The organism is Sporosarcina sp. Marseille-Q4943 (assembly GCF_943736995.1).
Classification (GTDB): Bacteria; Bacillota; Bacilli; order Bacillales_A; family Planococcaceae; genus Sporosarcina.
In genome coordinates this window covers 450,855-477,219 of sequence record NZ_OX031157.1, presented here as the reverse complement: position 1 = coordinate 477,219, position 26,365 = coordinate 450,855, and the positions used below count along the sequence as shown (strand labels likewise).

Here is a 26,365-nt window from a genome sequence, read left to right as displayed (position 1 = left end):
ATGGCATTGGAACAGAGAAGCTTTCAAATGAATACGATACATGAAGTACATGCACCTCAATCACCAAGGACGAATGAGACACAACAGCCTGCGAGGCGTTCAAGAAAACTTTTCTCGACAGGGGAAAAATTTCTGTTCGTGCTGTTCGCGGCAGTTCTCGTACTATTCTCTACAATGATTTTGCATACTCAGGCCCAAATCAATGATACGAACAAGGAAGTGCAATTGATTAACAAGGAAATTGATGAAACTGCAAAACAAAATACTGAATTGTCCATACAAGTGAGCGAAAAATCTACATACGAAGTAATTTGGAATAAAGCGAAGGAGCTCGGCTTGAATCTTAACGAGAAAAACGTAAAGGTCGTGCCTGGACGATGAAAAAGAAGTTTCGATTTCAATGGGGAGCCTTTCTGATGTTCGTAGTTTTCGGAGGGCTCTTTTTTCTTTTGTTCTGGCGATTGCTGAGCATTCAAATTACAGGACAGGCTGAAGGAAGACAAATGGCAGCTATGGCAGAAGCGAAATATGCAAGGGAAGCCACCTTGAAGGCCGAGCGAGGAAAAATCATCGATCGCAATGGTGAATTGATCGCTTCTGATACGTTAAGCTATCGATTAATTGCAGTATTGAATGAAAAAGCGACTGAAAAGGGTGCGAAAAAGCCTAGGCATGTCACAGACTTTGACAAGGCTGCAGATGTACTGAGCAGGTTCATTCCTATGGAAAAAGAGGAGATGCTCAGAATCAGGGACGCGGCGCTAAAAAGGAATGCGGACACCTATCAAATTGAATTCGGAAAAGCGGGTCGCGATATAAGCCATGAAACGATGCTGGCCATTAAAGAGGCTGCTGAAAAAGAAGGAGTTACTGGGCTGCAGTTCATCGAGGATAAAAAACGTTTTTATCCAAATGGGAATTTTGCATCGTATTTAATTGGCTTTGCTATGCGAGAAGAAGATAAGGATGGGAAAGTTTCCACGGTCGGTAAAATGGGCCTTGAAAAGACTTACAATGAGGAACTTACTGGGACGAATGGAAAAGTGGATTATCAAACTGATATTTGGGGATTCATCTTGCCGAAATCGGAAAAGAAAGTCGTTGCGGCGAAGGATGGAATGACAATCCAATTGACAATTGATAAAACAATCCAGAACTTTGTAGAAGATGCGATGAATCAAGTAGAGTCAAAATATTCGCCTGAAAAAATGCTTGTCATCGTCACCAACCCGAAAACTGGAGAAATCTATGCTATGAGCCAGCGACCTTCCTTCCATCCTTCCACACGTGAAGGATTGACGGAAAACTGGTTGAATGACGCTATCCAAAACACGATTGAGCCGGGCTCAACGATGAAGATGTTTACGTTAGCGGCGGCAATCGAAGAGAAAAAATGGGATCCTTTTGCCGAGTACCAGTCAGGGCAATATACGATTTACGATAAGACAATCCGTGACGTTAACAGGACCGGTTGGGGTAGAATCAACTTCTTGGAAGGTTTCCAACGGTCATCGAACGTATCGATGGCATATCTGTTAGAAAGGATGGGCGACCGGACATTCATCGAATATCTACGCGGATTCGGATTTGGTGAAAAGGTCGGAATCGATTTGCCGAATGAAGTTCCTGGCATCATTTTGGACATCAATCCAAGTGAACGTTTAACGACCTCGTATGGACAAGGATCCACAGTCACTCCCATCCAAATGATCCAAGCGGCAACAGCGATTGCGAATGACGGCAAAATGATGAAGCCGTACGTCATCGACAGGATTGTTGATCCGAATACGGGGAAAGAAGTAGTGGATCACCATGAAGAAGAGCGCAAATCCCCTATTTCAGCAGAAACTGCCAAGCAGGTTCGTGAGATATTAGCTTCAACAGTTACATCCGAAGCAGGCACTGGCCGGAAATTTGCTCTTTCAGGCTACTCTGTTGGCGGAAAGACGGGTACAGCGGAAATTCCGAAAAAAGATGGAAGAGGCTATCTGTCGGGGGACGGCAAGTATCTCTATTCTTTCCTCGGCATGGCTCCTATCGACGACCCTCAGTTATTGACATATGTAATCGTCCAACAGCCGAAGCTTGAGCTAGGCCAATATGGATCGGATCCGGTTGCCGAGCTTTTCACTTCCATTATGGAAAGTAGCTTGAAGTATATGAATATACTTCCGGAAAATAGTGAAACGTATTCGACGAAGTCCCTATCGAACCATGTTGGAGAAGATGCGGAATCCTCGATTGCAATGCTTCAACAACAAGGATTTTCCCCGGTCTTGATCGGCGAGGGGGGCAAAGTGAAGAGTCAATATCCCGCAGAAGGAACGAAATTGAGTGAAGGATCTCTAGTCCTTCTTGAAACTGAGGGAGATACCACTCTTCCAAATTTTTCCGGGTGGTCGAAAAAAATGACGTTATCATTTAAAATGTTATCTGGGCTTGATATCCGGTTGAATGGGGATGGATATGTGACCGAGCAAAGTCTTTCTGCGGGTGCTGTCATCAGTAAAGATGACCCGGTCGTCCTCCAGCTGAAATCCCCGGAAGACCAGCATACCCCAATCGAAAAGAATGAAGAGACAGAAGATGAGGAAGTTGAAGAGATAATTGGCGGATGATGTATAGCTGTCCCTACCTATTCATAGGTTGATAGAAAAACGAAAGGTGTGGGGCTCTGCGTAAATATGCCGATTTGCAATCAAAGAAGCGATTGCGGGCAGTTTTCATCATTTTTCTCATTTCCATTTCCATGGTTATAGCAAAGCTCTTCCACGTTCAAATCATTAAACATGAATGGTTGAAAGCGCGTGCAGAAGAGAACTGGGATCGGGAAATCCCTTTTGGAGCGATTCGAGGGGAGATTCAAGATCGTAACGGTGAGCTGATTGTAGGCAACCGGCTTGCTCCGACGCTTTATTTTATGCCTTCCCAAAACAAGGAGCCGGAAAAGGCTGCAGCTGTATTGGCGGACATTTTGCAAGCCGACAAGGAAAAGTTGCTTGAGAAGATGACAAAGAAAGAGTATATGGTCAAGTTGGCGCCTGAAGGGAAAAATATCACTCAAGAACAGGCAGCTGAAATTTCAAAGCTGCAAATTGATGGTTTGTATACAGGAGTGGATTTTGTCAGGAATTACCCGTACGGTGAACTGCTTTCGCGGCTGATTGGCTTCACTGGCTATGATGGTCAAGGCCTTGCGGGAATCGAATATGCGTATGATGAGATTTTACAAGGCACTGGAGACAAAATACGCCTCTATACGGACGCAAAAGCAATTCCGTTGCCTCATGTGGACGATGGTTTCCAAACAGGTGAGAATGGGGCCACCGTTGAACTGACAATTGATATCGAAATGCAGAAAGTCATGGAGCGGGAACTTACCCAAGCAATGGAAAAATTAGATGCCGCCCAAGCAATCGGGATTATTATGAATCCGAAGACTGGCGAGATTCTCTCCTTGGTTTCCATGCCGACTTTCCATCCGTCCGATTACCAGGATACGGATCAGACGATTTATAATCGGAACTTGCCGGTGTGGATGACGTTTGAGCCGGGATCGACATTCAAGATCGTCACACTGGCGGCAGGTCTTGAAGAAAAGGTGATCGACCTGAATCATGATCATTTTAACGACCCGGGATACACGAAGGTTGCCAATGCGAAGTTGAGATGCTGGAAACGGTCGGGACATGGCCACCAGTCCTTTTTAGAAGTCGTTGAGAATTCCTGCAACCCGGGCTTCATTGAAATCGGCCAGCGTTTAGGCGGTGAAAAGCTAGATAAATATATTCGAGATTTCGGCTTCGGCGAATCGACAGGCTCGGGCATTGCAGGCGAAGCGAAAGGGATCCTCTTCTCAAAAGACGCATTCGGTCCGGTTGAACAAGCGACGACCGCTTTCGGCCAGGGTATTTCCGTAACGCCGATCCAGCAAGTGCAAGCAGTGGCGGCTGCCATAAACGGCGGTTATTTGTATCGTCCGTATATTGTGAAGGAAATTAAGAATGATAAGGGAGAGACGTTGAAATCGTTTGAACCTGAAATGAGACGTCGTGTCATCAGCGAGGAAACGTCAGTCCAAGTGAGAGAGGCATTGGAATCGGTTGTCGCGAATGGCTCCGGCCGAAATGCATACAACGATGGCCTACGTGTGGGAGGGAAGACAGGGACTGCCCAGAAGGTCGTGGATGGCAGATATGCCGACGGCGATTATATCGTTTCATTCGTCGGATTCGCACCGGCGGATGATCCCGAATTACTTGTCTATGTTGCTGTCGACAGCCCGAAAAACTCGATTCAATTCGGCGGCGTCATTGCAGCACCGATCGTCGGCCGAATCATTGAAGAGATTGCACCACTTGCAGGCATCGAAAAAAGGGAAGGTCAAATTGAAAAAGAATACCGATGGGGAGATCCAATCACTCATCGCGTTCCGGATTTGACGGGTATGACAAGAGGAATGGTCGCCCGCCAGCTTCACACGTATCGTATAGAGTGGCATGGTGAAGGCGACGTCATCAAATACCAAATGCCCGTCCCCGATTCCTTGATGCAGGTGGATGATGTTATCCACGTTTATACAGAAGAAGATTAGAATGGCGGATGGCGTGCTTGAAGCTAGACAAGGAATAAATACAACTACAGTTTCAAAACAGGTAAGGAGAACATATTATGACACTCGGCACTACAATAACGGTTATTACCGTAGCATTTATACTAACAGCAATTATCGGGACCGCTGTCATCCCGTTGCTCAGAAGGCTGAAATTCGGCCAGAGCATCAGGGAAGAGGGTCCCGAAGCCCATAAGAAGAAAGCGGGCACGCCTACAATGGGCGGCCTTATTTTCCTGGGTTCTATCATCATTACGATGCTTGTCTTATCATACATATATGAAGACGTACTGACTACCCAGTCCATTGTATTGATGATTGTGCTTGCCGGATTTGGTGTGATCGGATTCCTTGATGATTTCATCATTGTCGTCATGAAGCGGAATTTAGGATTGACTTCGATCCAGAAACTAATTGGTCAGATCATTATTGCGGTTATTGCATTTTTCCTATTGAAAATGGGTCCATTTGAAACGACAGTTCTGGTACCTTTTACGAATTTCACATTGGACCTCGGTATTTTCTATGTTGCCTTCCTCATTTTTTGGCTCGTTGGATTCTCGAATGCGGTCAACTTATCGGATGGGCTTGACGGGCTCGTTGCAGGAACGTCGACGATTAGCTTCGCAGCTTTCGGCGTACTAGGTCTTGTATATGAGCAATATGATATCGCGACGTTCGCATTCGTCGTTGCCGGTGCGATGCTAGGCTTCTTATTGTTTAATATGAAACCTGCCAAAGTGTTTATGGGTGATACAGGTTCTTTGGCGCTCGGCGGAACAATTGCAATGCTTTCGATTTTAGTGAAGCAGGAACTGCTGCTCCTCGTCATTGGGATTGTTTATGTCATTGAAACTTTATCCGTAATGATTCAAGTGACAAGCTTTAAGCTAACCGGAAAACGGGTATTTAAAATGAGTCCGATTCATCACCATTTTGAATTGTCAGGATGGTCCGAATGGAAAATTGTTATCGTTTTTTGGGGAGTGGCGTTGCTGGCCGCAATGATACCCGTACTGTGGGAGGTGATGTAAATGGGAAAGCGAATTGAGTTCAAGGGCAAGAAGGTTCTTGTGCTCGGTCTTGCCAAAAGCGGCTTTGCCGCGGCAGAGCTGCTTCATTCTCTTGGAGCTGACGTAGTGGTCAATGATTCTTCGCCTGAAAAAGGCAACGCAGAAGCCCAAGCTTTACGGTCAAAAGGGATTTTAGTCATCTGTGGCGGCCATCCGGAAAATATTTTGGATAGAGGCTTCGATACGATTGTAAAAAATCCTGGTATCCCATATCACAATCCGGTTCTTCAACAAGCGAAACAGAAAGGGATTCCGGTTTGGACTGAAATTGAGCTTTCATACTTAGTAAGTGAGGCTCCCATCATTGCCATCACCGGTTCAAACGGGAAGACAACAACGACGACGCTTCTTTACCATATTTTGAATATCGGCGGCAAAAAGCCGCTCATAGCTGGAAATATCGGAACCGTTGCCTGCACAGTTGCACAGAATGCAATACCCGATGAAGTGATTGCTATGGAAGTTTCATCATTCCAGCTGGCAGGAACGGAAAACTTCCGTCCAAAGATTGCCGTTTGGACAAATTTATATGATGCACATCTCGATTATCACGGAACGTCGGAAGAATATGCCTTGGCGAAATCGAAAGTGACAAGTAATCAAACCGAAGAGGATTTCTTTATTTATAACGCCGATCAACCTGAAATGAAGCCGTATATCGAACGGTCTGCAGCCAGGAAGATTCCTTTTTCCCTACGAGGGAAACAGTCGGAAGGGATATCTGCGGATGATGAAATGATTTACTGGCAAGGCGAACCATTTGTTAAAAGATCAATTATCAAATTGCTTGGTCATCATAATTTGGAAAATATTTTAGCCGCGACAGCTTCAGCCATTCTTATGAATTGCGATAAAGAAACGATAGAAAACGTGTTAAGCTCTTTCACGGGAGTCCGACATCGCATGCAGTTTGTAAAAGAATTAAGAGGCAGGACGTTCTACAATGATTCAAAAGCAACGAACACCTTGGCAACAAAGAGTGCTTTATCATCTTTCCAATCGCCTGTCGTATTAATTGCAGGAGGCTTGGATAGGGGACATTCATTCGAGGAGCTTAGACCATATATGGGCAGGGTAAAAGCTGTCCTTGCGCTCGGAGAAACCGCTGACAGACTCGTTGAATTCGCTGCTTCATGTGGAGTTCAGCATTCGGTGAAAGTGGGGACGATGAAGGAAGCGGTAGAGGAAGCATTTGCGATTTCCCAAGAAGGGGATCAAATACTACTGTCGCCGGCTTGCGCCAGTTGGGATCAATACCCTAATTTTGAAGAGCGTGGAGATGCATTTATCGAAGCTGTAATGCAACTTTGAGTATCAGCTCACCCCTTGACCTATAACACGGAAGGATGCGTTCACTGGATCGAAAATTAAAGACTGCCTTCATCATTTCGGCAGTATTGTTGTCATTGGTCGGATTGGCTTTTGTCCATTCAGCAGGTTCGTATTGGGGGCAGGTCCACTATGCGGATTCATCCCCATTCATCATAAAGCAAGGTATTTACATGGCGGTTTCTATATGTGTTGCATTTATGTTGATGAAAGGGCCTTGGACATCTAAGGAGACATTCTGGACTGCCTTTTATTACATAACGATCCTATTGTTGATTGCTGTTATGATTCCGGGAATCGGTGCAGTTCGAAACGGATCCCAGAGCTGGATTGCTCTCGGACCATTCAGCATTCAGCCTGCTGAGTTCGTTAAAGTGGCGCTTATTGGAAAGCTTGCGTGCAACATGAAGCAATCGTCCGGGAAAAATCCATTCAGACTGAGCCATTTTGTGCTTATTTTATTGCCGGCGGCTTTGATTATGCTTCAACCGGATTTAGGTTCTGCAGTCATTATGATCGTCTCTGCATTTGTCATTTTGTTTTTGGCAGGTTATCCGCTCGTGTTTTTTGGCATACTCGGCTTTGCTGGCATTGGTGCTTTCGTTGCTCTCATTGCCGCCGCGCCTTACCGGCTAGAACGGATAAAATCGTATATCGATCCTTGGAACGACCCGCTTGGAGCTGGATTCCAAGGAATTCAGTCATTGTTTGCGATAGCGCCAGGCGGTTTATTCGGCCACGGCTACGGAAATAGCAGACAGAAATATTTATACTTGCCGGAACCGCAGAATGATTTCATATTTTCGATCATAGCTGAAGAAACGGGGTTTATTGGAGCGACATTCATTCTTGTCCTCTTCTCTATACTCCTCCTATCCGCATTCGGAATTGCAATTCGTACGCATGATTATAAATCTTTCTTAATGACGGCCGGAATGGCGTCGATGATTATTTTTCAAACGTTTTTGAATGTCGGCGTTGTTTCTGGTTTGTTGCCGGTGACAGGGGTCACATTGCCGTTTATCAGTTATGGCGGTTCTTCGCTGCTGACGACATGGATGGCAGCGGGTACAATATTACATTTTGCTTTTTATAAAGAACGAAGATGAAAGGAGGGCGGCACATGGATAAAGTGATAGACATCGAAGAACGGATTCCATCCATGAGGGAAAGACGGAGAAGGAAGACGAATAAGAAGTTTTTATTCATCATTGCCGTATTCTGCATCGCCCTCCTTGTGCTTTTATATTTCCAATCTCCTCTTAGCAAGGTTGGTGAAGTGAGGGTTCATGGGAATGCCCTTCACGATGATAACTATTACTATGAGAAAAGTGGGATTTTAGTAGGGACCTCATTTTGGGGATTTGAAACGAAAGAAGTGGAAAAAGAACTTTTAAAACTCGATGGCGTCAGTAGTGTTGCCGTCACAAGAAAATGGTTGAGGGATATCGATATTTCGATAGATGAATGGACAACCGTCGCTTATATGGAGAGCGGAGGGGAGTACGGTCTATTGCTCGAAAACGGAACCGTTTTCCAAAGTGATGGAATCTACCCAAACGTCCCGATTTTGAATCATGTGGACAACCCTGATATTAGGAAAAAGCTTACAAAGCAACTGCTGAAATTGGATAAAAATGTTCTGCAAATGATATCCGAAATCATCTATACTGGGTCAGAGGAGAATCCTGATACGATTATTGCATATATGGATGACGGATATGAAGTACACGCGATTTTACAGACGTTTGCAGAGAAGATGGATTATTATCCAGACATCATCTCCCAATTAGGTGGTCTTGAAAAAGGGGTTGTAAATATGGAAGTGGGCATATTTTTCACGCCTTTTAGCGAAGTTTACGGAAAAGGTGGTGTTGAGGAAGGGGAAGGTGATGAAGATGTCGAAGAAAATGAGTGACGACTACAGAAATAGAGGAAGATACATATTATACTCTTTCGTCTTTCTCATACTCGGTTTCATCTTCGCGTTCTCCTACCGTACATTAGGGAAGGACAGTGGCGAATCAGCCCAATCGCCTACATTTCAACAGGAAGAACAATACCGGGGAGAATTGATCATTCAAAAGGAAAGGAATAAAGAGCTCGCGGATGAAATCCAAGCCAAGCAAGATGATATCCGTGAATTCGAAAAATCTTTTTCGGAGAATGAAGAAAATCATACCGTGCTAGTCGAGGAGGCAAAGGACCTTCGATTGCTCTTAGGTATTATTCCGGCTACCGGTCCAGGAGTGCGTGTCACATTGAAAGACGGTGACTATGATCCTGTTGAACAGAACCCTAATGATTATATCGTCCATGAGAGTCACGTGCTTCGCGTAGTAAATGAATTGAAGATTTCCGGTGCTCAAGGGATTGCGATAAATGGGCAACGCATTTCATCCAATTCATACATCAAGTGTACAGGCCCTGTCATTACAATTGACGGCAGAACGCTCCCTGCTCCGTTCGTAATCGAAGCTGTCGGTGATACTGACGTCCTTGCTGCTTCATTGAATTTAGGCGGCGGGGTGATCGATGGGCTGGTACATGACAATATCGTTGTCACATTAGAGCAGCTGAAAGAAATCAAACTTCCCGCATTAAGGGACGAAGCATGATTAATCACTAAGAAGGAGGGTGTTCGTTGAAAAAAGCTATCAATTGGAAATTCACAATTGTCCTCCTGCTTATTGGATTTATGATTGCTGTCCAATACAATACGTTGGAACATCCTAAGGAACGTGATACGAGGGATATTTGGGCGATACGCCAAGAGTTGGCCGAAGAGAAGAAAATCCATTCAGAGCTTTTGACCGAAATCCGCGATTTGGATAGGACAATCGCCTCCTACAGAACGTTAAGCGAAGCGAGTACGGGACAAGCACTGAAGGAAACAGTGGACAAGCTGCACAGAAAAGCAGGAACGACGGATATTTCGGGACCAGGCTTTACGATCGAAGTTCGCCCTTCGGTGGAAAGCGTAGCGTATGGAATACCAATCACGAGTATTTCATCCGATTTACTTACACGTTTCGTCAACGAAGTGAATCGATTTAAAGGCATTCATATGGAGATTGACGGCAAGCGATATACGATAATGAGCTCGATACGTGTCATCAATGGAGAAACAACTGTAAATGGATTGAATGTCTCTACTCCCCCCTTTACGATAAAAATTATTTCTCCTACAATGTCGGATAGCGAGAAGCTATACAATTATTTGTTGGCATCGTCCATCCATGACGATTTTTATCTCGATAATCTAGTGCTTGAAATCAAACAACCGGAGAAGGAAGTGACCATCCGGGGGTATCCCGACAAATTTGAAAATATTTATTTGAAAGAACTTCCGAAAGGGGAATGACAATGTGGTTGCCACTGCTTGGTTTAATACTTGGAGTTTCGCTGGGACTGTTAACGGATTTACAGATCCCTCAAATCTACAGCAACTATTTGTCCATCGCCGTGCTAGCTGCATTGGATACACTTTTCGGGGGAATACGGGCGCATCTTCAACAAATTTATGATGATAAGGTGTTCATCTCCGGCTTCTTCTTCAATATTGTTCTTGCTGCGGGATTAGCTTTCCTTGGGGTGCATCTCGGGGTGGATTTATATTTGGCCGCCGTCTTCGCATTCGGAGTTAGGCTATTCCAGAATATCGCAGTCATTAGAAGGATTTTGCTGACGAAATGGTCGGATCGAAGTAAAGTTTCTGAAACGAAATTTCAGGAATGAAAGGAATTGATCATCGGATGGAGAAAATATTTAGACAATACGACTCTAATACAATAGAATGTATGATAAGGACTGTAATGGGAGGTGCCGGAAATTGAGTCAATCTACAATATATGTATCACTTGATATAGGATCTTCGTCAGTCAAAGTACTGATCGGCGAAGTGGATGGCGGATCCCTCCACGTAATCGGGGTTGGTAACGTCCAATCTGCAGGCATTCGAAAAGGGACGATTATCGACATTGATGCGACTGTCCAATCCATCCGTAAAGCGGTGGAACAGGCTGAGCGGATGACAGGCATGCAAATCAGGGAAGTCATACTAGGCATTCCTGCAAACGGCGTTCATTTGCAAGACGTAAAAGGCGTTGTAGCTGTCAATTCGGAGAACAGGGAAATTACCGATGACGACTTAGATCGGGTTATGAAATCGGCACAAGTGATGTCGGTTCCACCAGAACGGGAAATCGTCAACATCATACCGAAGCAGTTCATAGTGGATGATTATGATGAAATAAAAGATCCTAGAGGAATGATTGGCGTACGTCTTGAAATGGACGGTACACTTATCACGACTTCAAAAACGTTAGTGCATAATATTTTACGATGTGTAGAACGGGCGGGTCTTGTAATCCGTGAAATCTATTTGCAGCCGCTGGCAGCGGGTACATTTGCATTGACGGACGATGAAATGAGCCATGGAACAGCATTTATCGATATCGGCGGAGGTTCAACGACAATCGCCATCTTCGGGGATAACCGCTTCATTTCAACTGCTGTCGTCCCGGTTGGCGGGGACCACATTACGAAAGACTTATCAATCATCCTGAAGACACCTACAGAGCAGGCAAGAAAAATCAAACATCAATATGGTCATGCTTTTTACGATGACGCGTCGGATGACGAGCTTTTTGAAGTCCCTGTCATCGGTGCCGATTCAAAAGATCAATATAGTCAAAGATACATATCGGAAATCATAGGTGTCCGATTGGAAGAATTGTTCGATTTGGTTCTTGAAGAGCTCTATCGTATGGGAATTCATGATTTACCGGGTGGAGTCGTATTGACAGGTGGCACGACGAAGCTCGATGGGATTTTGCAACTTGCAAGATATGTGTTGAGAACAAGGGTCAGGATCCATACCCCTGAATATATCGGGGTGCGTGAACCGATGTATTCGACTGCTGTGGGTCTTATCCGTTATGCTAATATGGAAGATAGCTATTTTGGTATTGCGGCCGAATCTCAAACAGTAGCTACAAATAGTGAGATGGACTATCCACCTTCCCCTAAAAAGAAGGTAGCCGTCCAATCAAGAGAGAAAAAGACTAGCTTGATGAGCAAAACCAAGAAATTTTTTGATGGATTTTTCGAATGACCATCTACATATGGTCATATAGGGATTAGGAGGAGAGAGCATGCTAGATTTTGAAACGAATGTCGATGCACTCGCAGTCATTAAGGTGATTGGAGTCGGTGGCGGAGGAAATAACGCGGTTAACCGCATGATTGAACATGGAGTGCAAGGTGTGGAGTTCATCGCTGTAAATACGGATGCGCAAGCACTTAAATTATCTGAAGCCGAAGTGAAATTGCAAATTGGAGCAAAGCTGACTCGCGGACTCGGAGCAGGAGCAAATCCTGATGTTGGGAAAAAAGCAGCTGAAGAAAGCCGAGAGCAAATCGAAGAGGCACTTCGCGGGGCTGACATGGTTTTCGTAACCGCTGGAATGGGTGGAGGAACTGGAACAGGTGCTGCACCTGTCATCGCGCAAGTCGCAAAAGATCTTGGAGCATTGACAGTAGGTGTCGTCACACGTCCATTTACTTTCGAAGGACGTAAGCGCCAGACGCAAGCAATTGGTGGAATCGCTGCAATGAAAGAATCGGTAGACACGCTAATCGTCATTCCAAATGATAAATTGTTGGAAATCGTCGATAAGAACACGCCGATGCTGGAAGCGTTCCGTGAAGCCGATAATGTACTGCGCCAAGGGGTTCAAGGTATCTCGGACTTGATCGCTGTACCTGGGCTTATCAACTTGGACTTTGCGGACGTGAAAACGATCATGTCCAACAAAGGTTCAGCATTGATGGGTATCGGTATGTCCACAGGCGAGAACAGAGCTGCAGAAGCTGCTAAAAAAGCCATTTCGAGCCCGCTTCTGGAAACGTCGATCGACGGTGCCAAAGGTGTGCTAATGAATATTACAGGCGGTTCTAATTTGAGCTTGTTTGAAGTTCAAGAAGCTGCGGATATCGTCGCTTCGGCTTCAGATGAAGATGTCAATATGATTTTCGGTTCTGTCATCAACGATGACCTGAAAGACGAAATCCTCGTTACAGTCATTGCAACAGGATTCAGTGAAGATCAATTGAATCAACCGAAGCCTTCAAGAAATCCAGGGTTCGGCGCTACACGTCAACGTGAGCCTCAGTCTCAGACAGTACAGCCGTCTCATACAAGAAGAGAAGAGCCTCAGCCACAATACCAACAGCCTGAGCCGACTCGACAACAACAGAGCCATCAGCAAGAGGATGCATTGGATATTCCGACATTCTTGCGCAATCGCCAAAGAAGATAATTGAAAAATAGGAGAAAGCTCTCCGGCAGTCCGATTGGACAAGCCTGAGAGCTTTTTTTGCATATTCATGTCGATTATTTTGTTATCATTTTCCCTCGTTCCGACAAACATTGCAGTTGTAGAGTGTTATCCTTACGTACAAGGAGGGCGGGCTGATGTATGGGGAACTCATTGTTGGTGTTAACATGGTTTTCAACTATGCGATTTTGTCCTTTGCAAACCGGATGGTCAAGGCACAAGCTACAACGCTCCGCTTATTGCTCGCTTCATTCGTCGGTGCGTTGCCGGTAACGATTTTCCCAGACTCCTATATCGCTATCTTCGTCGCCTTCGGTATAATGATCGTCTGTGGCTTTGGATTTTCAATTGCAACCATCGGCAGCCCGACTGTCATCGTATTGATCGGTGCGCTTTTTGCCGGAGGAGCGTTAACGGTTTTTACGGATAATTTCATGTTTACGGATGCCAAATTCACGGTCTTCGTCAGTGCACTTCTAGCTTATGTTTTCCTCTACCTTCTAAAGACCAAGTGGTTGGATGTTAGAATTGCCCGACAACTGTCCTCCTATTCAGTTGCATCGGTATTGTCCATTTGGGATGAAGCGATCTCCATTCCGTGTTTCATCGATACAGGCAACCGTTGCACAGAACCACTTACCGGAGAGCCGGTGCATTTTGTGTCATTCAAATATGTAGAACGATCGATTCCTGAAGAGTTGAAAGAACCGCTGCTTACATGGAAACCAGAAGACATGCCCCAACTTTCAACTTTCCCGAAGCATTATCAAAAAAAATTACGATTGATCCGGTTGCAAACGGTTCAAGGTGCCTCATGGGCGGTCGGTTTCAAATTCAACCGATGGATCATAGGTGAAGGGAGTGAGCTGCCAGCAGGCTATATTGTCTTCACGAAGCAGGATAACCGTTATCCGGAAGGGGCAGGCGCCATTTTACATGCCTCCGCATTGGAGTCCATAACGAACGAAAGGGGAACTAGTCATGTTGCAGGAACTTAAAAAATGGTTATCGATCGTTAAGAGCTTCTTCAATAGAAAAAAGAGCGGCACTTATTACATCGGTGGCCATGAATCTCTGCCTAAGCCATTGTCCAGGGAGGAAGAGGCAAAGGCGATCAGGGCCTTCATGGAAGGGGACATGGATGCAAGGGATACGCTTATTGAAAAGAACCTCAGACTTGTCGTTTACATTGCCCGTCGTTTTGATAATACGAATACGCATATCGAAGATTTGATCAGCATCGGGACTATCGGACTTATAAAGGCGATTGAAACATTTAAAAGCGATCGCAATATTAAATTGGCGACATATGCTTCAAGATGTATTGAAAATGAAATCCTTATGCATTTAAGGAAAACAAATCGGACGCGATCGGAAATTTCATTCGACGAACCACTAAATTCCGATGCGGATGGAAATGAGCTGCTGCTCTCGGATATTTTGGGAACGGATGAACACATTATCATTGATGATGTTGAGAAAAAATTAGAGAGGCAACATATGATTGAAGCAATCAGCACATTGGACGAACGGGAGAAATATATAATGGAATGTCGCTTTGGACTGACTGGACAGCTCGAAATGACCCAAAAGGAAGTCGCAGAACTACTAGGGATTTCCCAATCTTATATTTCCCGTCTTGAAAAGAAAATCATCTCCGAATTACGGGACAGACTGAATCACCCTATCGCTTGATGGTTGAAATTGGCGAATTCGATTCCGCATATTCCGCAAGTGTGAGGACAAACTATTTTGTACAGTCATCTACAGAATGCGGAGGAAAAGCGAATGATGCGTACAAGAGTTGAAATCTGTGGTATCGATACGTCCAATTTGCCATTACTGACGAATGAAGTGATGAAAGAAACGTTTATCCGGCTTCAAAATGGTGACGAATCGGCAAGGGAAGAACTTGTCATAGGTAACTTGCGGCTAGTATTGAGTCTCGTTCAAAGGTTTGCTTACAGGGGGGAGCAAGCAGACGACCTTTTTCAAGTTGGCTGCATCGGTTTATTGAAGTCCATTGACAACTTTGATTTAAGTCATAATGTCCGATTTTCAACATATGCCGTTCCAATGATCATCGGTGAGATCAAAAGACATTTAAGAGATCATCATGCCATTAGGGTATCCAGATCACTTCGGGATATAGCTTATAAAGCAATCAGAGCAAAGGAACAATTTGTGAACGAGCATCAGAAAGAGCCGAGAATTTCCGATCTTGCGGAAGCGACTGGCATTCCTGAGGATGATATTTTATTTGCTTTAGATGCAATTCAAGATCCGATGTCACTTCATGAACCGATGAACGGCGACGGAGGCGATCCTGTTTATATTATGGATCAGTTGCAGGATAAGAAGGTGTCGGAAGAACGTTGGTTGACATATGTCTCGGTGAAGGAGACTGTAGCGGGCATGACGGAAAGACAGCAACTAATTCTTTCTAAACGTTTCTATTTAGGACAGACACAAACTGAAATCGCAAAAGAACTAGGCATTTCTCAAGCACAAATTTCAAGACTGGAGAAAAATGCAATTCAAATTATTAGAGACGGAATGGAAAATAAATGAATAAAAAAACGCAGTGCTTCGGCATTGCGTTTTTTTCAGGTTGGTGAGCATAAGCTGTAGGGAGAATGCTTTCTTGAAAGCTGGCTATTGCTTTCCGTTCTAGCACTCGCTTTCCGCGGGCGTTGCCTCAGCCTCCTCGTCGTTGCGCTCCGCTTCACTCCTGCGGGGACTTCGACTAACGCTATTCCCGCAGGAGTCTCGCGCTTGCACTCCAAGCAACAGCTACTAGATAATTGAAAGCTCTTTATAACAACAAATTTATTATGAATAACTCCGTTGAATATTTTTTAAAAGGATGTAATTTGTTTGATCGAAGCGGAAGGCGGCGACTCCTGCGGGAAAGCGGGACAGGGGAGACCCCGCAGGTAGCGTAAGCACAGCGTCGCGGACGAGGAGGCTCACCGCCCGCCCGCGGAAAGCGTCCGCCTGGAGCGGAGATCAACTTGTGGTAATAAAAAGGAGGGATAGGAATGCGTTTTTCTGATTTGCAGAAGAAAGAAGTGATTGAAGTGAAAAAAGGATCGTTCCTAGGATTCGTACAGGACGCAACAATCGATATGAAAAATGGCAAAATTGACGTACTCCAAATTGGAGGAGCAGAACGATCCTTGTTTTTAGATTCAAAAATGAAGGATTTGAAGCAAATTAAGTATGATGATGTGCTGACCATCGGCAAAGACATCGTTTTAGTCGGCAAAAAGGCTGATAAATGAAGAGTTATCATTGATATGTGTCCATCCAATTGATACAATAAAGCAAAGTAAGCAGAAAAGTAGTGATTTCATTGGACACACTTCAACAACGTATGGAAAAAATAGAACAAGAAATTCAAGCAGCATGCGATCGCTCAGGAAGGAATCGTCAAGATGTGACGGTCGTGGCGGTGACAAAGCAAGTCTCTGCAGACAGGGCACGTGAAGTCATCGAAATTGGAGTTTCGAATCTTGGAGAGAATCGGCCTGAAGGACTTCTCGCAAAGCAGGAAAACATTCAATCTGATGATGTCAGCTGGCATTTCATCGGGAATGTCCAAAGCAGAAAAGTGAGGGACATTATTAACCAAGTCGATTTTCTTCATTCATTGGACCGCCTAAGTATTGCGAAAGAGATTCAAAAACGCGCAGCATCTCCGGTTGATTGTTTCGTGCAAGTGAACGTTTCCGGGGAAGAGTCCAAGTCGGGGTTAACCCCTGCTGAATTGGAGGATTTTATCCTTCAGCTCGCCGACTATGATAAAATTCGAGTTGTTGGTTTAATGACGATGGCTCCCTTTACGCAGGACGAAGAGTGGATCCGAAAAATATTCCGCTCCTTGAGTAGTCTTCGTGATCAAATCGCAGCAAAAGATTTAGACTTTGCGCCGTGCACGCTATTATCCATGGGAATGTCAAATGACTATACAATCGCAATCGAAGAAGGTGCAACTCACGTTAGAATCGGAACCGCATTAGTCGGAACGGAGAGCGAGGGAGACGAATGAGCATAAAAAGACGATTTGAGAAATGGTTCTACCTTGATGAAGAAGAGGAATTGCAGCAAGAGCAGCCTGTCCGGGAACAACATCCGGTACAAGAGCAGCAACAGCCGAGAAGAGCGGTTTCGCGGAAGCCGCAAATTGCGGAAACACAGCAACAGCCGGGAACAGTTGTCAGCTTGCAAAGCATCCAGAAATCTTCAAAAGTTGTTCTTTTTGAACCGCGTGTCTACGCTGAAGCGCAAGATATTTCGGAGCACTTAAAGAATAAAAGGGCCGTAGTTGTCAATTTGCAAAGGATCGAGCGCGATCAAGGGATCCGCATCGTCGATTTCCTAAGCGGAACTGTCTACGCACTTGGCGGGGATATTCAGCGGATTGGCACCGACATTTTTCTATGTGTGCCGGAGAACGTAGAAGTGGCAGGGACCATTTCGGATTTTTTTGAAAGATAGAATTGGATGAGGTGTACAGACGAATATGATACCAGTAGTCAATATAGTGTTTGATATTATTTTTAAAGCAATAGATCTTTACTTGATACTCCTCATTATTTACATTTTAATGTCATGGGTACCTTCCACAAGGGAAACGAAGTTCGGAATCTTTTTAGGGAAAATTGTAGAGCCGTATTTAGGGTTTTTCCGTAAGTTCATCCCGCCACTTGGAATGATTGATATTTCACCGATTGTTGCCATCTTTGTATTGAATTATTTAATTTCCAGAGGTGTATACGAAGTATATCGATTAATCATTACCTCACTCATGTGAGGTTTTTTCTATAAGGGACCCATGTAAAAATGGTTCCGTAAGGAGTCGTAAAAAAGTGGATTCGATCATACAACATTTTAGAAAAGACGAACAGCCATTCATTGAAACGGTAATCGGGTGGACGCGTGAAGTTGAGGATACATATTCTCCAAAGCTCACCGGATTTCTCGATCCGAGACAGATATTCATTTTGAGTTCCATCGTAAGGAGTTCCGGTCTTGAATTTGGGGTCCATGGCGCATTTCTTGAGCCTGAACGCCAAAGGGCTTTAATTTACCCAGATTATTACGAACCGGTAGATGCTGATTTCCAAGTCTCTGTTTTTGCGATTAGGTATCCTTCGAAATTCATGACGTTGGAACACCGGGATATTTTAGGGTCACTTATGGCACTTGGTATCGACCGTTCGAAATTTGGAGATATCCGCTTGGAGGATGATGTCGTCCAACTCGCTGCGGCTGAGGAGATGAAAGATTACCTCACTGCCAATTTGACATCAATCGGCAAATCCAAAGTCCGTATCGAAGAGCTCGGTTCTTCTGATGAATTGATCGTCATGGCGGAGTCGTGGAAAGAAGAGCTCCATACAATCAGTTCATTGCGCCTAGACTCGCTTGTCGCTTCTTTAGTGAATTGTCCGCGTCAAAAAGCTGTTGCACTCATACAGAATGATAAAGTGAAAGTGAATCATGTCGTTCGCGATCAGCAAGCGTTTGAGGTGAATGAATCAGACATTCTTTCAATCCGGGGTTCAGGCCGTTTCAAAATTATGTCGATAGAAGGAAGGACCCGAAAAGACAAAATACGGTTGTTGATTGGTAGGTTAGAATGATTTTTCAGACAACCGTCTGAAAAACTGCTGTTTTATATGTGGATGGCATGTATAATAGGGAATAGATGATTTACTCGAAAGGGAGGAACAGAAGATGGCATTGTCACCACTCGATATACATAATAAAGAATTTAGCCGTGGTTTCCGCGGTTATGACGAAGATGAAGTGAATGAGTTTCTCGAACAGATCATGAAGGATTATGAAAACGTGCTGGAAGAGAATAAAGCTTTGAAAAGTAGTTTGAAGGAAACGAAAGAAAAGATTTCCCATTTCAATACGATTGAAGAGACGTTGCAGAAATCCATTTTGATCGCCCAGGAAGCGGCTGAAGATGTTAGACGTAACTCGGTCCAGGAATCGAAGCTCATCGTCAAAGAAGCAGAGAAAAATGCAGACCGTATTGTGAATGAAGCATTGTCCCGCGCTCGTAAAATTGCATTGGAAATCGAAGACTTGAAAAAACAATCGAAAGTATTCAGAAACCGTTTTCGCATGTTGATCGAAGCTCAGCTCGATATGATCAAAACTGACGATTGGGAAAAACTTTTAGAATACGAGCCGGATACAGAACATCTTGAGTCCGCTGCAGATGTAGAATGACAGGGATGCTTGACATTCCAACTCATTCACACATATAATAATGACCATATAAGCAGGAACAGGCGTTGAAAGAGAGAGTACTTTCCGAAATTCATGCATAGCGAGCCGGGGGCGGTGGGAGCCTGGTCTGAAACGGAAACGAAAATCACTCCAGAGCCGGATTGACGAAAATCAATCCCGGATGCACCCCGTTATGGTGTTCTGAGAGGCAGTATGATTTTATCATGCTGCAACTAGGGTGGTAACGCGAGAATAATCCCTCGTCCCTTACATAGGGACGGGGTTTTTTTATTTCCAAAGGAGGAAACAGGATGGATTACAAAGACACATTGCTCATGCCGAAAACAGAATTTCCGATGCGTGGCAACTTGCCAAACAAAGAACCTGATATGCAAGCGAAATGGGAAGAAATGAACATCTACGAAAAAGTGCAAAAACGGACCGAAGGACGCCCATTCTTCGTTCTTCACGACGGACCGCCATATGCGAATGGTGATTTGCACATGGGGCATGCACTGAACAAAGTGCTGAAAGACATGATCGTTCGTCATAAATCGATGACCGGCTTCCACGCACCTTACGTGCCGGGCTGGGATACACACGGTCTTCCAATCGAGCAAGCTCTCGTCAACAAAGGCGTCAATCGTAAGGAGCTTTCTGTCGCCGAATTCAGAAAGATGTGCGAGGAGTATGCTTACAGTCAAATCGACAGCCAACGTTCCCAATTTAAACGTATCGGCGTACGTGGCAACTGGGAAAATCCGTATATCACTTTAAAGCCTGAATTTGAAGCAAGGCAAATCCAAGTATTCGGCGAGATGGCTAAGAAAGGCTATATTTACAAAGGTCTGAAGCCTGTCTACTGGTCCCCTTCAAGTGAATCGGCATTAGCTGAGGCGGAAATCGAATACAAAGATAAAAAATCACCTTCCATTTACGTTGCATTCCCGATCAAGGACGGTCGCGGTGTTGTAAGCGAAGATGTAAAAATCGTCATCTGGACGACGACGCCTTGGACGATTCCTGCAAACCTCGGAATTTCAGTCCATCCAGAATTCACTTACGCAATCGTCAATGTGGAAGGAAATAAGTTCCTCATGGCGAAAGATCTCGTTGAGTTTGTTGCGAAAGAAATCGGCTGGGAATCGTATGAAGTTGTTACTGAGCTAAAAGGTTCAGATCTGGACAGGGTAATTGCGAAACACCCGCTATACAATCGTGATTCTCTAGTCATGTTAGGTGAGCATGTCACGGCCGAGGCTGGAACGGGCTGTGTTCATACTGCTCCTGGGCATGGTGAAGACGACTTCTACGTGTCAAAACAATATGGTATCGACGCATTGTCTCCAATCAATGACCGAGGTGTCATGACTGATGAGGCGCCTGGCTTTGAAGGATTATTTTATGAAGATGCAAATAAAGAAGTGACGAAAAGATTGGAAGAAGAAGGAGCTCTGTTGAAACTCTCCTTCATCACTCACTCGTATCCACACGATTGGCGTACGAAAAAACCGGTCATTTTCCGCGCGACAGCACAATGGTTCGCATCCATCGAATCATTCCGTAGTGAATTGCTTGAAGCGATCCGCAATACAAAGTTCACTCCTTCATGGGGCGAGACACGTTTGTACAATATGGTGCGCGACCGTGGCGACTGGTGTATTTCACGCCAGCGTGTGTGGGGAGTTCCGATTCCGGTATTTTATGCGGAAAATGGAGAAGCCATCCTTACTGATGAAACGATTGCACATGTTGCAAAACTGTTCAGGGAACATGGTTCAAATATTTGGTTTGAAAGGGAAGCGAAAGACCTGCTTCCGGAAGGTTTCAAGCATGAAGGCAGCCCGAATGGCCAATTTTCAAAAGAGACGGATATTATGGACGTCTGGTTCGATTCCGGTTCTACACATCAAGGCGTGTTAGTGGAAAGGGACGATCTCGTCTATCCAGCTGACTTGTACTTGGAAGGCTCCGACCAATATCGTGGATGGTTCAACTCATCCTTGACGACAAGTGTCGCCATCAATGGAATCGCTCCATACAAAGGGCTACTGAGCCACGGATTCACATTGGATGGGGAAGGACGCAAAATGAGCAAGTCGCTCGGCAACGTCATCGTACCTTCAAAAGTGATGAATCAACTAGGTGCCGATATCCTTCGTCTATGGGTGTCGTCCGTCGATTATACGGCAGATGTACGGGTTTCCGATTCGAACTTCAAGCAAGTATCGGAAGTATACCGCAAGATCCGAAATACGCTCCGCTTCCTGCATGGAAACGTTGCAGATTTCAATCCGGCTTCTGACCGTGTTGAATTCAATGATATGCGTCCGATCGACCAATACGTTTATGTGAAGTTGCAAGATTTGATCAATGAAGTCCTTGAAGCTTACGAGAAATACGAGTTTGCAGGCGTCTATCATGCAGTGAACAATTTCTGTACAGGCGAATTGAGCTCGTTCTATCTAGATATTGCAAAAGACGTCGTTTATATTGAAGGCGTCGATCATCCGCACCGCCGTGCGATGCAGACCGTCATGTACGATTCACTTCTCGCTCTGTTGAAACTATTGACGCCGATCATCCCACATACGACGGATGAGCTATGGGCATATCTAGAGCATGTCGAAGAGGAAAGCGTACAGTTGACTGACATGCCGCAAGCGGAAGACCTTGGAGATCAAGCAGACGCACTTCGCGAGCGTTTCGGCCAATTGATGCTTGTGCGCGATGATGTTTTGAAGGCGCTTGAAGAGGCAAGAAATGCAAAAGTGATCGGTAAATCGCTCGAAGCGAAAGTGACCGTTGCCTTGCCAGAAAAGATGGCCGGCATCTTTGCGGCGAACGATATCGATTACGCTCAATTCTTCATCGTTTCCAAATTCGTGGAAGGCGAAGAAGGTAGTTTGCCATCAGAAGCGCTAAAACTTGACTCCGCAACTGTTCTTGTAGAAAAAGCGGACGGTGAAAAATGTGACCGCTGCTGGACGATTTCTGAAACTGTCGGCACAGATTCAGACCATCCAGAGCTATGCTCACGTTGTGCTGAAGTCGTGAAAAAATATTATTCATAAGCATTTTGGTAAAGGCTGTTTGCAACGGTGGCTTTGTTCCTGTTGCAACAGTCTTTTTCTTTTCCGTTAAACGCATGCCAATTTCATGATTGGAATCATTTTGTGGTAAAATGGAGCAGAAACTGTCGGACGGGGGTTTTTGGATTGATACTTTATTATGGGTTGGCTATTTTTTTAATATTGCTCGATCAACTGACAAAATGGCTTGTTGTGCAGAACATGAATCTTGGGGAGCGAATCCCCATCGCGGAACCTTATTTGGCACTCTTATCGCACCGGAATAAAGGAGCGGCATGGGGAATGCTGGAAGGGCAGATGTGGTTATTTTATATCGTCACAATAATAGTTGTCGTCGGCATCATCTATTTTTTCCACAAAGAAGCGAAGGGCAGCAAATTATTAAGTGCCAGCCTGATGTTTTTATTGGGCGGAGCGATCGGAAACTTCATCGACCGATTAGTTCGGAAAGAGGTTGTTGACTTCATTGATGTCCTCATCCCTGTCATCAATTATGACTTTCCAATATTCAACGTGGCCGACGCAGCATTGACGGTCGGCGTCGTCTTTATTATCCTTCACGTCATTGCAGATGAAAAAAAGAACAAGAAAAAGGTGACATAATGGAACCGCACGAAATTGTAATAACAGAAGAACATGGAACCGGCAGAATTGATAAAGTGCTATCGGAAATCAATGCAGATTGGTCCCGCACGCAAATCCAGCAATGGATGAAGGACGGGGCAGTTCTCGTAAATGAAGCAATCGTAAAATCAAACTATAAAGTGAAAACTGGGGATGTCATCCAAGTGATGGAGCCTGAACTCGAGGAGCTCGACATCGTAGCGGAAGATCTCAATCTGGAAATCGTCTATGAAGATACGGATGTGCTTGTCGTGAACAAACCTCGCGGAATGGTGGTCCACCCAGCGCCTGGGCATGCTACGGGCACTCTTGTGAACGGTTTAATGTATCAAGTGAAAGACCTTTCGGGAATAAACGGCGTCATGCGTCCGGGGATTGTCCATCGGATTGACAAAGACACTTCAGGCTTGCTCATGGTAGCCAAAAATGATCAAGCGCATGTATCACTCGTCAATCAGCTCGTCGAGAAATCGGTAACACGCATTTACACAGCACTCGTCCACGGTCATATCCCACATGACCAAGGTACGATCGACGCACCGATCGGAAGGGATCCGAAAGATCGGCAAAGCATGACAGTTATAGACAAAGGGAAGCATGCTGTCACCCACTTCAAAGTGTTGGACCGTTTCGGCGATTTTACGTTGGTGGAATGCCGTCTGGAGACTGGAAGGACCCACCAAATACGGGTGCATATGAAGTACATCGGTTATCCGCTTGCAGGTGATCCGAAATATGGTCCGAAAAAGACAATCGACTTCAACGGACAAGCATTGCACGCTGGCACGATCGGCTTCAAACACCCTCGCACCGGGGAGTACTTGGAGTTTACACAGCCTTTGCCGGAAGACTTTAGAGCATTGATTGAAAAAATGCGTACTTAAAATCGTTGACAAAGTGAAAACGGGCAACTATACTAAACAATGAAATGAATAGCGACACCTTTAAAGTCAGTCCAGAGAGGCTGGGAAGGTTGCACGGAAGTACAGTAGGATAGCTGCGCGCTTTTCCTCAGTACGTATTTTTCTGCACCTATACCCTCCTGCCATCCTGGCAGGAGGTTTTTTATTTTCAAGGAGGAGGAATTTTTATGACGGAAAAAGCAATCATTCTTGACGAGCAGGCAATATCACGGGCGGTGACGAGAATCGCCTACGAAATTATCGAAAAGAATAAAGGAATCGACGGATGTATCCTCGTTGGTATTAAAACGAGGGGGGCTGTACTTGCGAGACGGCTTTCAGATAGAATCAAGCAAATTGAAGGAAGACCGATTTTAACAGGCGAACTGGATATTACGTTATACAGGGATGACCTTCAAATGAAACATGAAAATAAGGAACCTCTCGTTCACCAAGTCGACATCCAACACGACGTTACGGAAAAGAAAGTGATCCTTGTCGATGATGTCCTTTTCACGGGAAGAACAGTGAGAGCGGCGATGGATGCTGTCATCGATTTAGGAAGACCCGCTGCGATACAACTAGCTGTTCTCGTCGACAGAGGCCATCGTGAATTGCCGATCCGTCCTGATTATGTCGGTAAGAACATTCCTACATCGAATGATGAGCGGGTAGTCGTCAACGTCATTGAAGAAGATGGAACAGACGGCGTGACAATCCATAAAAAATAAAAATAAAAAATAAAAACTGGATAGGGATTGAGAGTGAAATCATGAATGACAACAAAGTGTTAGACGTACTCGACAAGCCGGCTCCAGGGAGATGGCTTGCCCTCAGTTTGCAGCATATGTTTGCAATGTTCGGGGCGACGATCCTCGTGCCGCAATTAGTCGGCTTAAGCCCTGCCATCGCGTTATTGACAAGTGGGATAGCGACAATCATCTTTGTCCTTGTTACAAGGTTCAAAGTTCCCGCGTACTTAGGTTCATCCTTTGCCTTCATTGCGCCAATCCAAGTGGCGACGAGCACAGGCGGAATCGGAAGCGCAATGATCGGCAGCATGTTTGTCGCTCTCGTATATGCAATCGTATCATTGGTAATATGGACGACGGGCTCCGGATGGATCATGAAATTCCTTCCGCCAATCGTCGTCGGTCCGGTCATTATGGTGATTGGATTAGCGTTAGCGCCAACGGCAGTAAGCATGGCAAGTACAATCCAAGTGAATGGTGAATCGCAATATAATCTCCTGCATTTCTCGGCCGCAATTGTCACATTGGCAGCGGCGATCATCTGCCTCATGTTCTTTAGAGGAGTAATCAGTCTGATGCCTGTTTTGATCGGAATAATCGTCGGTTACATTTACTCTGCGGCCATCGGAATATTGGACTTCACAAAAGTGCATGAAGCTGCCTGGTTTGAAATACCAGAATTTCTGATTCCGGGAATAGACTATGAATTTGTCATCACCCCGGCATTACTGGCAATCATGGTTCCGATATCAATCGTTACGATTTCAGAGCATATCGGACACCAGCTCGTACTCGGCCGCGTCGTCGATAAAGATTTTATTAAAGACCCAGGTTTAAACCGGTCGCTTTTAGGAGATGGACTTGGAACACTCATTAGCGGAATACTTGGCGGTCCACCGAAGACGACATACGGTGAAAACATTGGAGTCATGGCGATTACACGTGTTTATAGTGTCTATGTCATTATTGGCGCAGCGGTGTTCGCAATATTGTTCTCCTTCATCGGGAAACTGATGGCAGTTATCGCGACAATCCCTCAAGCGGTGCTTGGCGGAATCTCAATATTGCTGTTCGGAATCATTGCTTCATCCGGACTGAGGATGCTCGTCGATCACAAAGTCGATTTTGGGCAGCAACGGAATCTCGTCATCGCTTCGGTCATTCTCGTCATCGGCATCGGCGGTGCTTCCATCCATATTAGCGAAACGTTCCAGGTCGGAGGAATGGCGCTTGCTGCAATTGTCGGTGTACTCTTAAACCTCATCTTGCCGGGCAGGTCGAATGATAGCTTGGCAGATAGTTAAACTGAATAGAAGACCTTTTAACATTGTACTGAGAGACAAGGAAAGGTTCAGTTGACGAACAGTCATTCAAAATGGATGACGGTTGTT

26 protein-coding genes and 1 other annotated feature are annotated in these 26,365 nt (G+C 45.0%); all 26 genes read left to right on the top strand.

All coding sequences use genetic code 11. From position 1 onward, the window contains the following. The 26 genes from ftsL to NIT04_RS11065 all read left to right on the top strand — a co-directional run bounded on the left by ftsL (position 1) and on the right by NIT04_RS11065 (position 26,278). Positions 1-381 carry a cell division protein FtsL gene (ftsL, locus tag NIT04_RS11190; protein ID WP_252503685.1) on the top strand — a complete coding sequence of 127 codons (381 nt, stop codon included), beginning with the start codon at positions 1-3 and terminating at the stop codon, positions 379-381. A gap of 35 nt (positions 382-416) precedes the next feature. After that, positions 417-2,618: a penicillin-binding protein gene (locus NIT04_RS11185; RefSeq protein WP_252503684.1), complete on the top strand. Its 2,202-nt coding sequence runs from the start codon at positions 417-419 to the stop codon at positions 2,616-2,618. Positions 2,619-2,692: 74 nt separating this feature from the next. Then, the gene (locus tag NIT04_RS11180; RefSeq protein WP_371922537.1) at positions 2,693-4,594 is read left to right on the top strand and encodes a peptidoglycan D,D-transpeptidase FtsI family protein; all 1,902 of its coding nucleotides are present in this window, start codon (positions 2,693-2,695) and stop codon (positions 4,592-4,594) included. Positions 4,595-4,671: 77 nt separating this feature from the next. Then, positions 4,672-5,646: a phospho-N-acetylmuramoyl-pentapeptide-transferase gene (mraY, locus tag NIT04_RS11175; RefSeq protein ID WP_252503683.1), complete on the top strand. Its 975-nt coding sequence runs from the start codon at positions 4,672-4,674 to the stop codon at positions 5,644-5,646. Beyond that, positions 5,647-6,996 carry a UDP-N-acetylmuramoyl-L-alanine--D-glutamate ligase gene (murD, locus tag NIT04_RS11170; RefSeq protein ID WP_252503682.1) on the top strand — a complete coding sequence of 450 codons (1,350 nt, stop codon included), beginning with the start codon at positions 5,647-5,649 and terminating at the stop codon, positions 6,994-6,996. A gap of 35 nt (positions 6,997-7,031) precedes the next feature. Next, complete coding sequence (gene ftsW / locus NIT04_RS11165; RefSeq protein WP_252503681.1) at positions 7,032-8,123, top strand: putative lipid II flippase FtsW; 1,092 nt, start codon at positions 7,032-7,034, stop codon at positions 8,121-8,123. A 14-nt stretch (positions 8,124-8,137) separates the two neighbouring features. Further along, positions 8,138-8,932, top strand: a complete 795-nt coding sequence (locus NIT04_RS11160) for a cell division protein FtsQ/DivIB (RefSeq protein WP_252503680.1) — start codon at positions 8,138-8,140, stop codon at positions 8,930-8,932. Further along, positions 8,913-9,632, top strand: coding sequence for a DUF881 domain-containing protein (locus NIT04_RS11155; protein ID WP_252503679.1), 720 nt, complete (start codon positions 8,913-8,915; stop codon positions 9,630-9,632). Before NIT04_RS11160 ends, NIT04_RS11155 begins: the two co-directional genes overlap by 20 nt. 26 nt (positions 9,633-9,658) lie before the next feature. Beyond that, a complete protein-coding gene (locus tag NIT04_RS11150; RefSeq protein WP_252503678.1) occupies positions 9,659-10,378 on the top strand; it encodes a DUF881 domain-containing protein in 720 nt (239 codons plus the stop codon). 2 nt (positions 10,379-10,380) lie between these two features. Next, complete coding sequence (locus tag NIT04_RS11145) at positions 10,381-10,752, top strand: small basic family protein (protein WP_252503677.1); 372 nt, start codon at positions 10,381-10,383, stop codon at positions 10,750-10,752. Between the two features lie 94 nt (positions 10,753-10,846). Beyond that, positions 10,847-12,130 carry a cell division protein FtsA gene (ftsA, locus tag NIT04_RS11140; RefSeq protein ID WP_252503676.1) on the top strand — a complete coding sequence of 428 codons (1,284 nt, stop codon included), beginning with the start codon at positions 10,847-10,849 and terminating at the stop codon, positions 12,128-12,130. 40 nt (positions 12,131-12,170) lie between these two features. Continuing rightward, positions 12,171-13,337 (top strand): cell division protein FtsZ, encoded by a 1,167-nt coding sequence (gene ftsZ, locus NIT04_RS11135; protein WP_252503675.1) that lies wholly within the window; start codon positions 12,171-12,173, stop codon positions 13,335-13,337. A gap of 155 nt (positions 13,338-13,492) precedes the next feature. Further along, the gene (locus NIT04_RS11130) at positions 13,493-14,353 is read left to right on the top strand and encodes a sigma-E processing peptidase SpoIIGA (RefSeq protein ID WP_252503674.1); all 861 of its coding nucleotides are present in this window, start codon (positions 13,493-13,495) and stop codon (positions 14,351-14,353) included. Next, a complete protein-coding gene (sigE, locus tag NIT04_RS11125; RefSeq protein ID WP_252503673.1) occupies positions 14,337-15,050 on the top strand; it encodes an RNA polymerase sporulation sigma factor SigE in 714 nt (237 codons plus the stop codon). The genes NIT04_RS11130 and sigE overlap by 17 nt, the downstream gene beginning before the upstream one ends. 96 nt (positions 15,051-15,146) lie before the next feature. Then, positions 15,147-15,926 (top strand): RNA polymerase sporulation sigma factor SigG, encoded by a 780-nt coding sequence (gene sigG, locus NIT04_RS11120; protein WP_252505085.1) that lies wholly within the window; start codon positions 15,147-15,149, stop codon positions 15,924-15,926. 470 nt (positions 15,927-16,396) lie between these two features. Next, positions 16,397-16,639, top strand: coding sequence for a PRC-barrel domain-containing protein (locus NIT04_RS11115; RefSeq protein ID WP_252503672.1), 243 nt, complete (start codon positions 16,397-16,399; stop codon positions 16,637-16,639). 71 nt (positions 16,640-16,710) lie between these two features. Continuing rightward, the gene (locus NIT04_RS11110) at positions 16,711-17,406 is read left to right on the top strand and encodes a YggS family pyridoxal phosphate-dependent enzyme (protein ID WP_252505084.1); all 696 of its coding nucleotides are present in this window, start codon (positions 16,711-16,713) and stop codon (positions 17,404-17,406) included. Then, complete coding sequence (locus tag NIT04_RS11105; RefSeq protein WP_252503671.1) at positions 17,403-17,855, top strand: cell division protein SepF; 453 nt, start codon at positions 17,403-17,405, stop codon at positions 17,853-17,855. The genes NIT04_RS11110 and NIT04_RS11105 overlap by 4 nt, the downstream gene beginning before the upstream one ends. Positions 17,856-17,880: 25 nt before the next feature. Continuing rightward, on the top strand, positions 17,881-18,171 hold the full coding sequence (locus NIT04_RS11100; protein ID WP_252503670.1) for a YggT family protein: 291 nt from the start codon (positions 17,881-17,883) through the stop codon (positions 18,169-18,171). A 55-nt stretch (positions 18,172-18,226) separates the two neighbouring features. Continuing rightward, positions 18,227-19,003: an RNA-binding protein gene (locus NIT04_RS11095; RefSeq protein ID WP_252503669.1), complete on the top strand. Its 777-nt coding sequence runs from the start codon at positions 18,227-18,229 to the stop codon at positions 19,001-19,003. A gap of 94 nt (positions 19,004-19,097) precedes the next feature. Further along, a complete protein-coding gene (locus NIT04_RS11090) occupies positions 19,098-19,604 on the top strand; it encodes a DivIVA domain-containing protein (protein ID WP_252503668.1) in 507 nt (168 codons plus the stop codon). A 56-nt stretch (positions 19,605-19,660) separates the two neighbouring features. Next, positions 19,661-19,875 (top strand) — a binding site (T-box leader). Positions 19,876-19,915: 40 nt separating this feature from the next. After that, positions 19,916-22,678, top strand: coding sequence for an isoleucine--tRNA ligase (ileS, locus tag NIT04_RS11085; RefSeq protein WP_252503667.1), 2,763 nt, complete (start codon positions 19,916-19,918; stop codon positions 22,676-22,678). Positions 22,679-22,822: 144 nt separating this feature from the next. Next, a complete protein-coding gene (gene lspA, locus NIT04_RS11080) occupies positions 22,823-23,299 on the top strand; it encodes a signal peptidase II (RefSeq protein ID WP_305880104.1) in 477 nt (158 codons plus the stop codon). Next, entirely contained in the window at positions 23,299-24,204 is a 906-nt protein-coding gene (locus NIT04_RS11075) for an RluA family pseudouridine synthase (protein WP_252503666.1), read from the top strand. The genes lspA and NIT04_RS11075 overlap by 1 nt, the downstream gene beginning before the upstream one ends. A gap of 206 nt (positions 24,205-24,410) precedes the next feature. After that, the gene (gene pyrR, locus NIT04_RS11070) at positions 24,411-24,953 is read left to right on the top strand and encodes a bifunctional pyr operon transcriptional regulator/uracil phosphoribosyltransferase PyrR (RefSeq protein ID WP_252503665.1); all 543 of its coding nucleotides are present in this window, start codon (positions 24,411-24,413) and stop codon (positions 24,951-24,953) included. A gap of 41 nt (positions 24,954-24,994) precedes the next feature. Then, entirely contained in the window at positions 24,995-26,278 is a 1,284-nt protein-coding gene (locus tag NIT04_RS11065; protein WP_252503664.1) for a uracil-xanthine permease family protein, read from the top strand. Positions 26,279-26,365 lie beyond the last annotated feature (87 nt).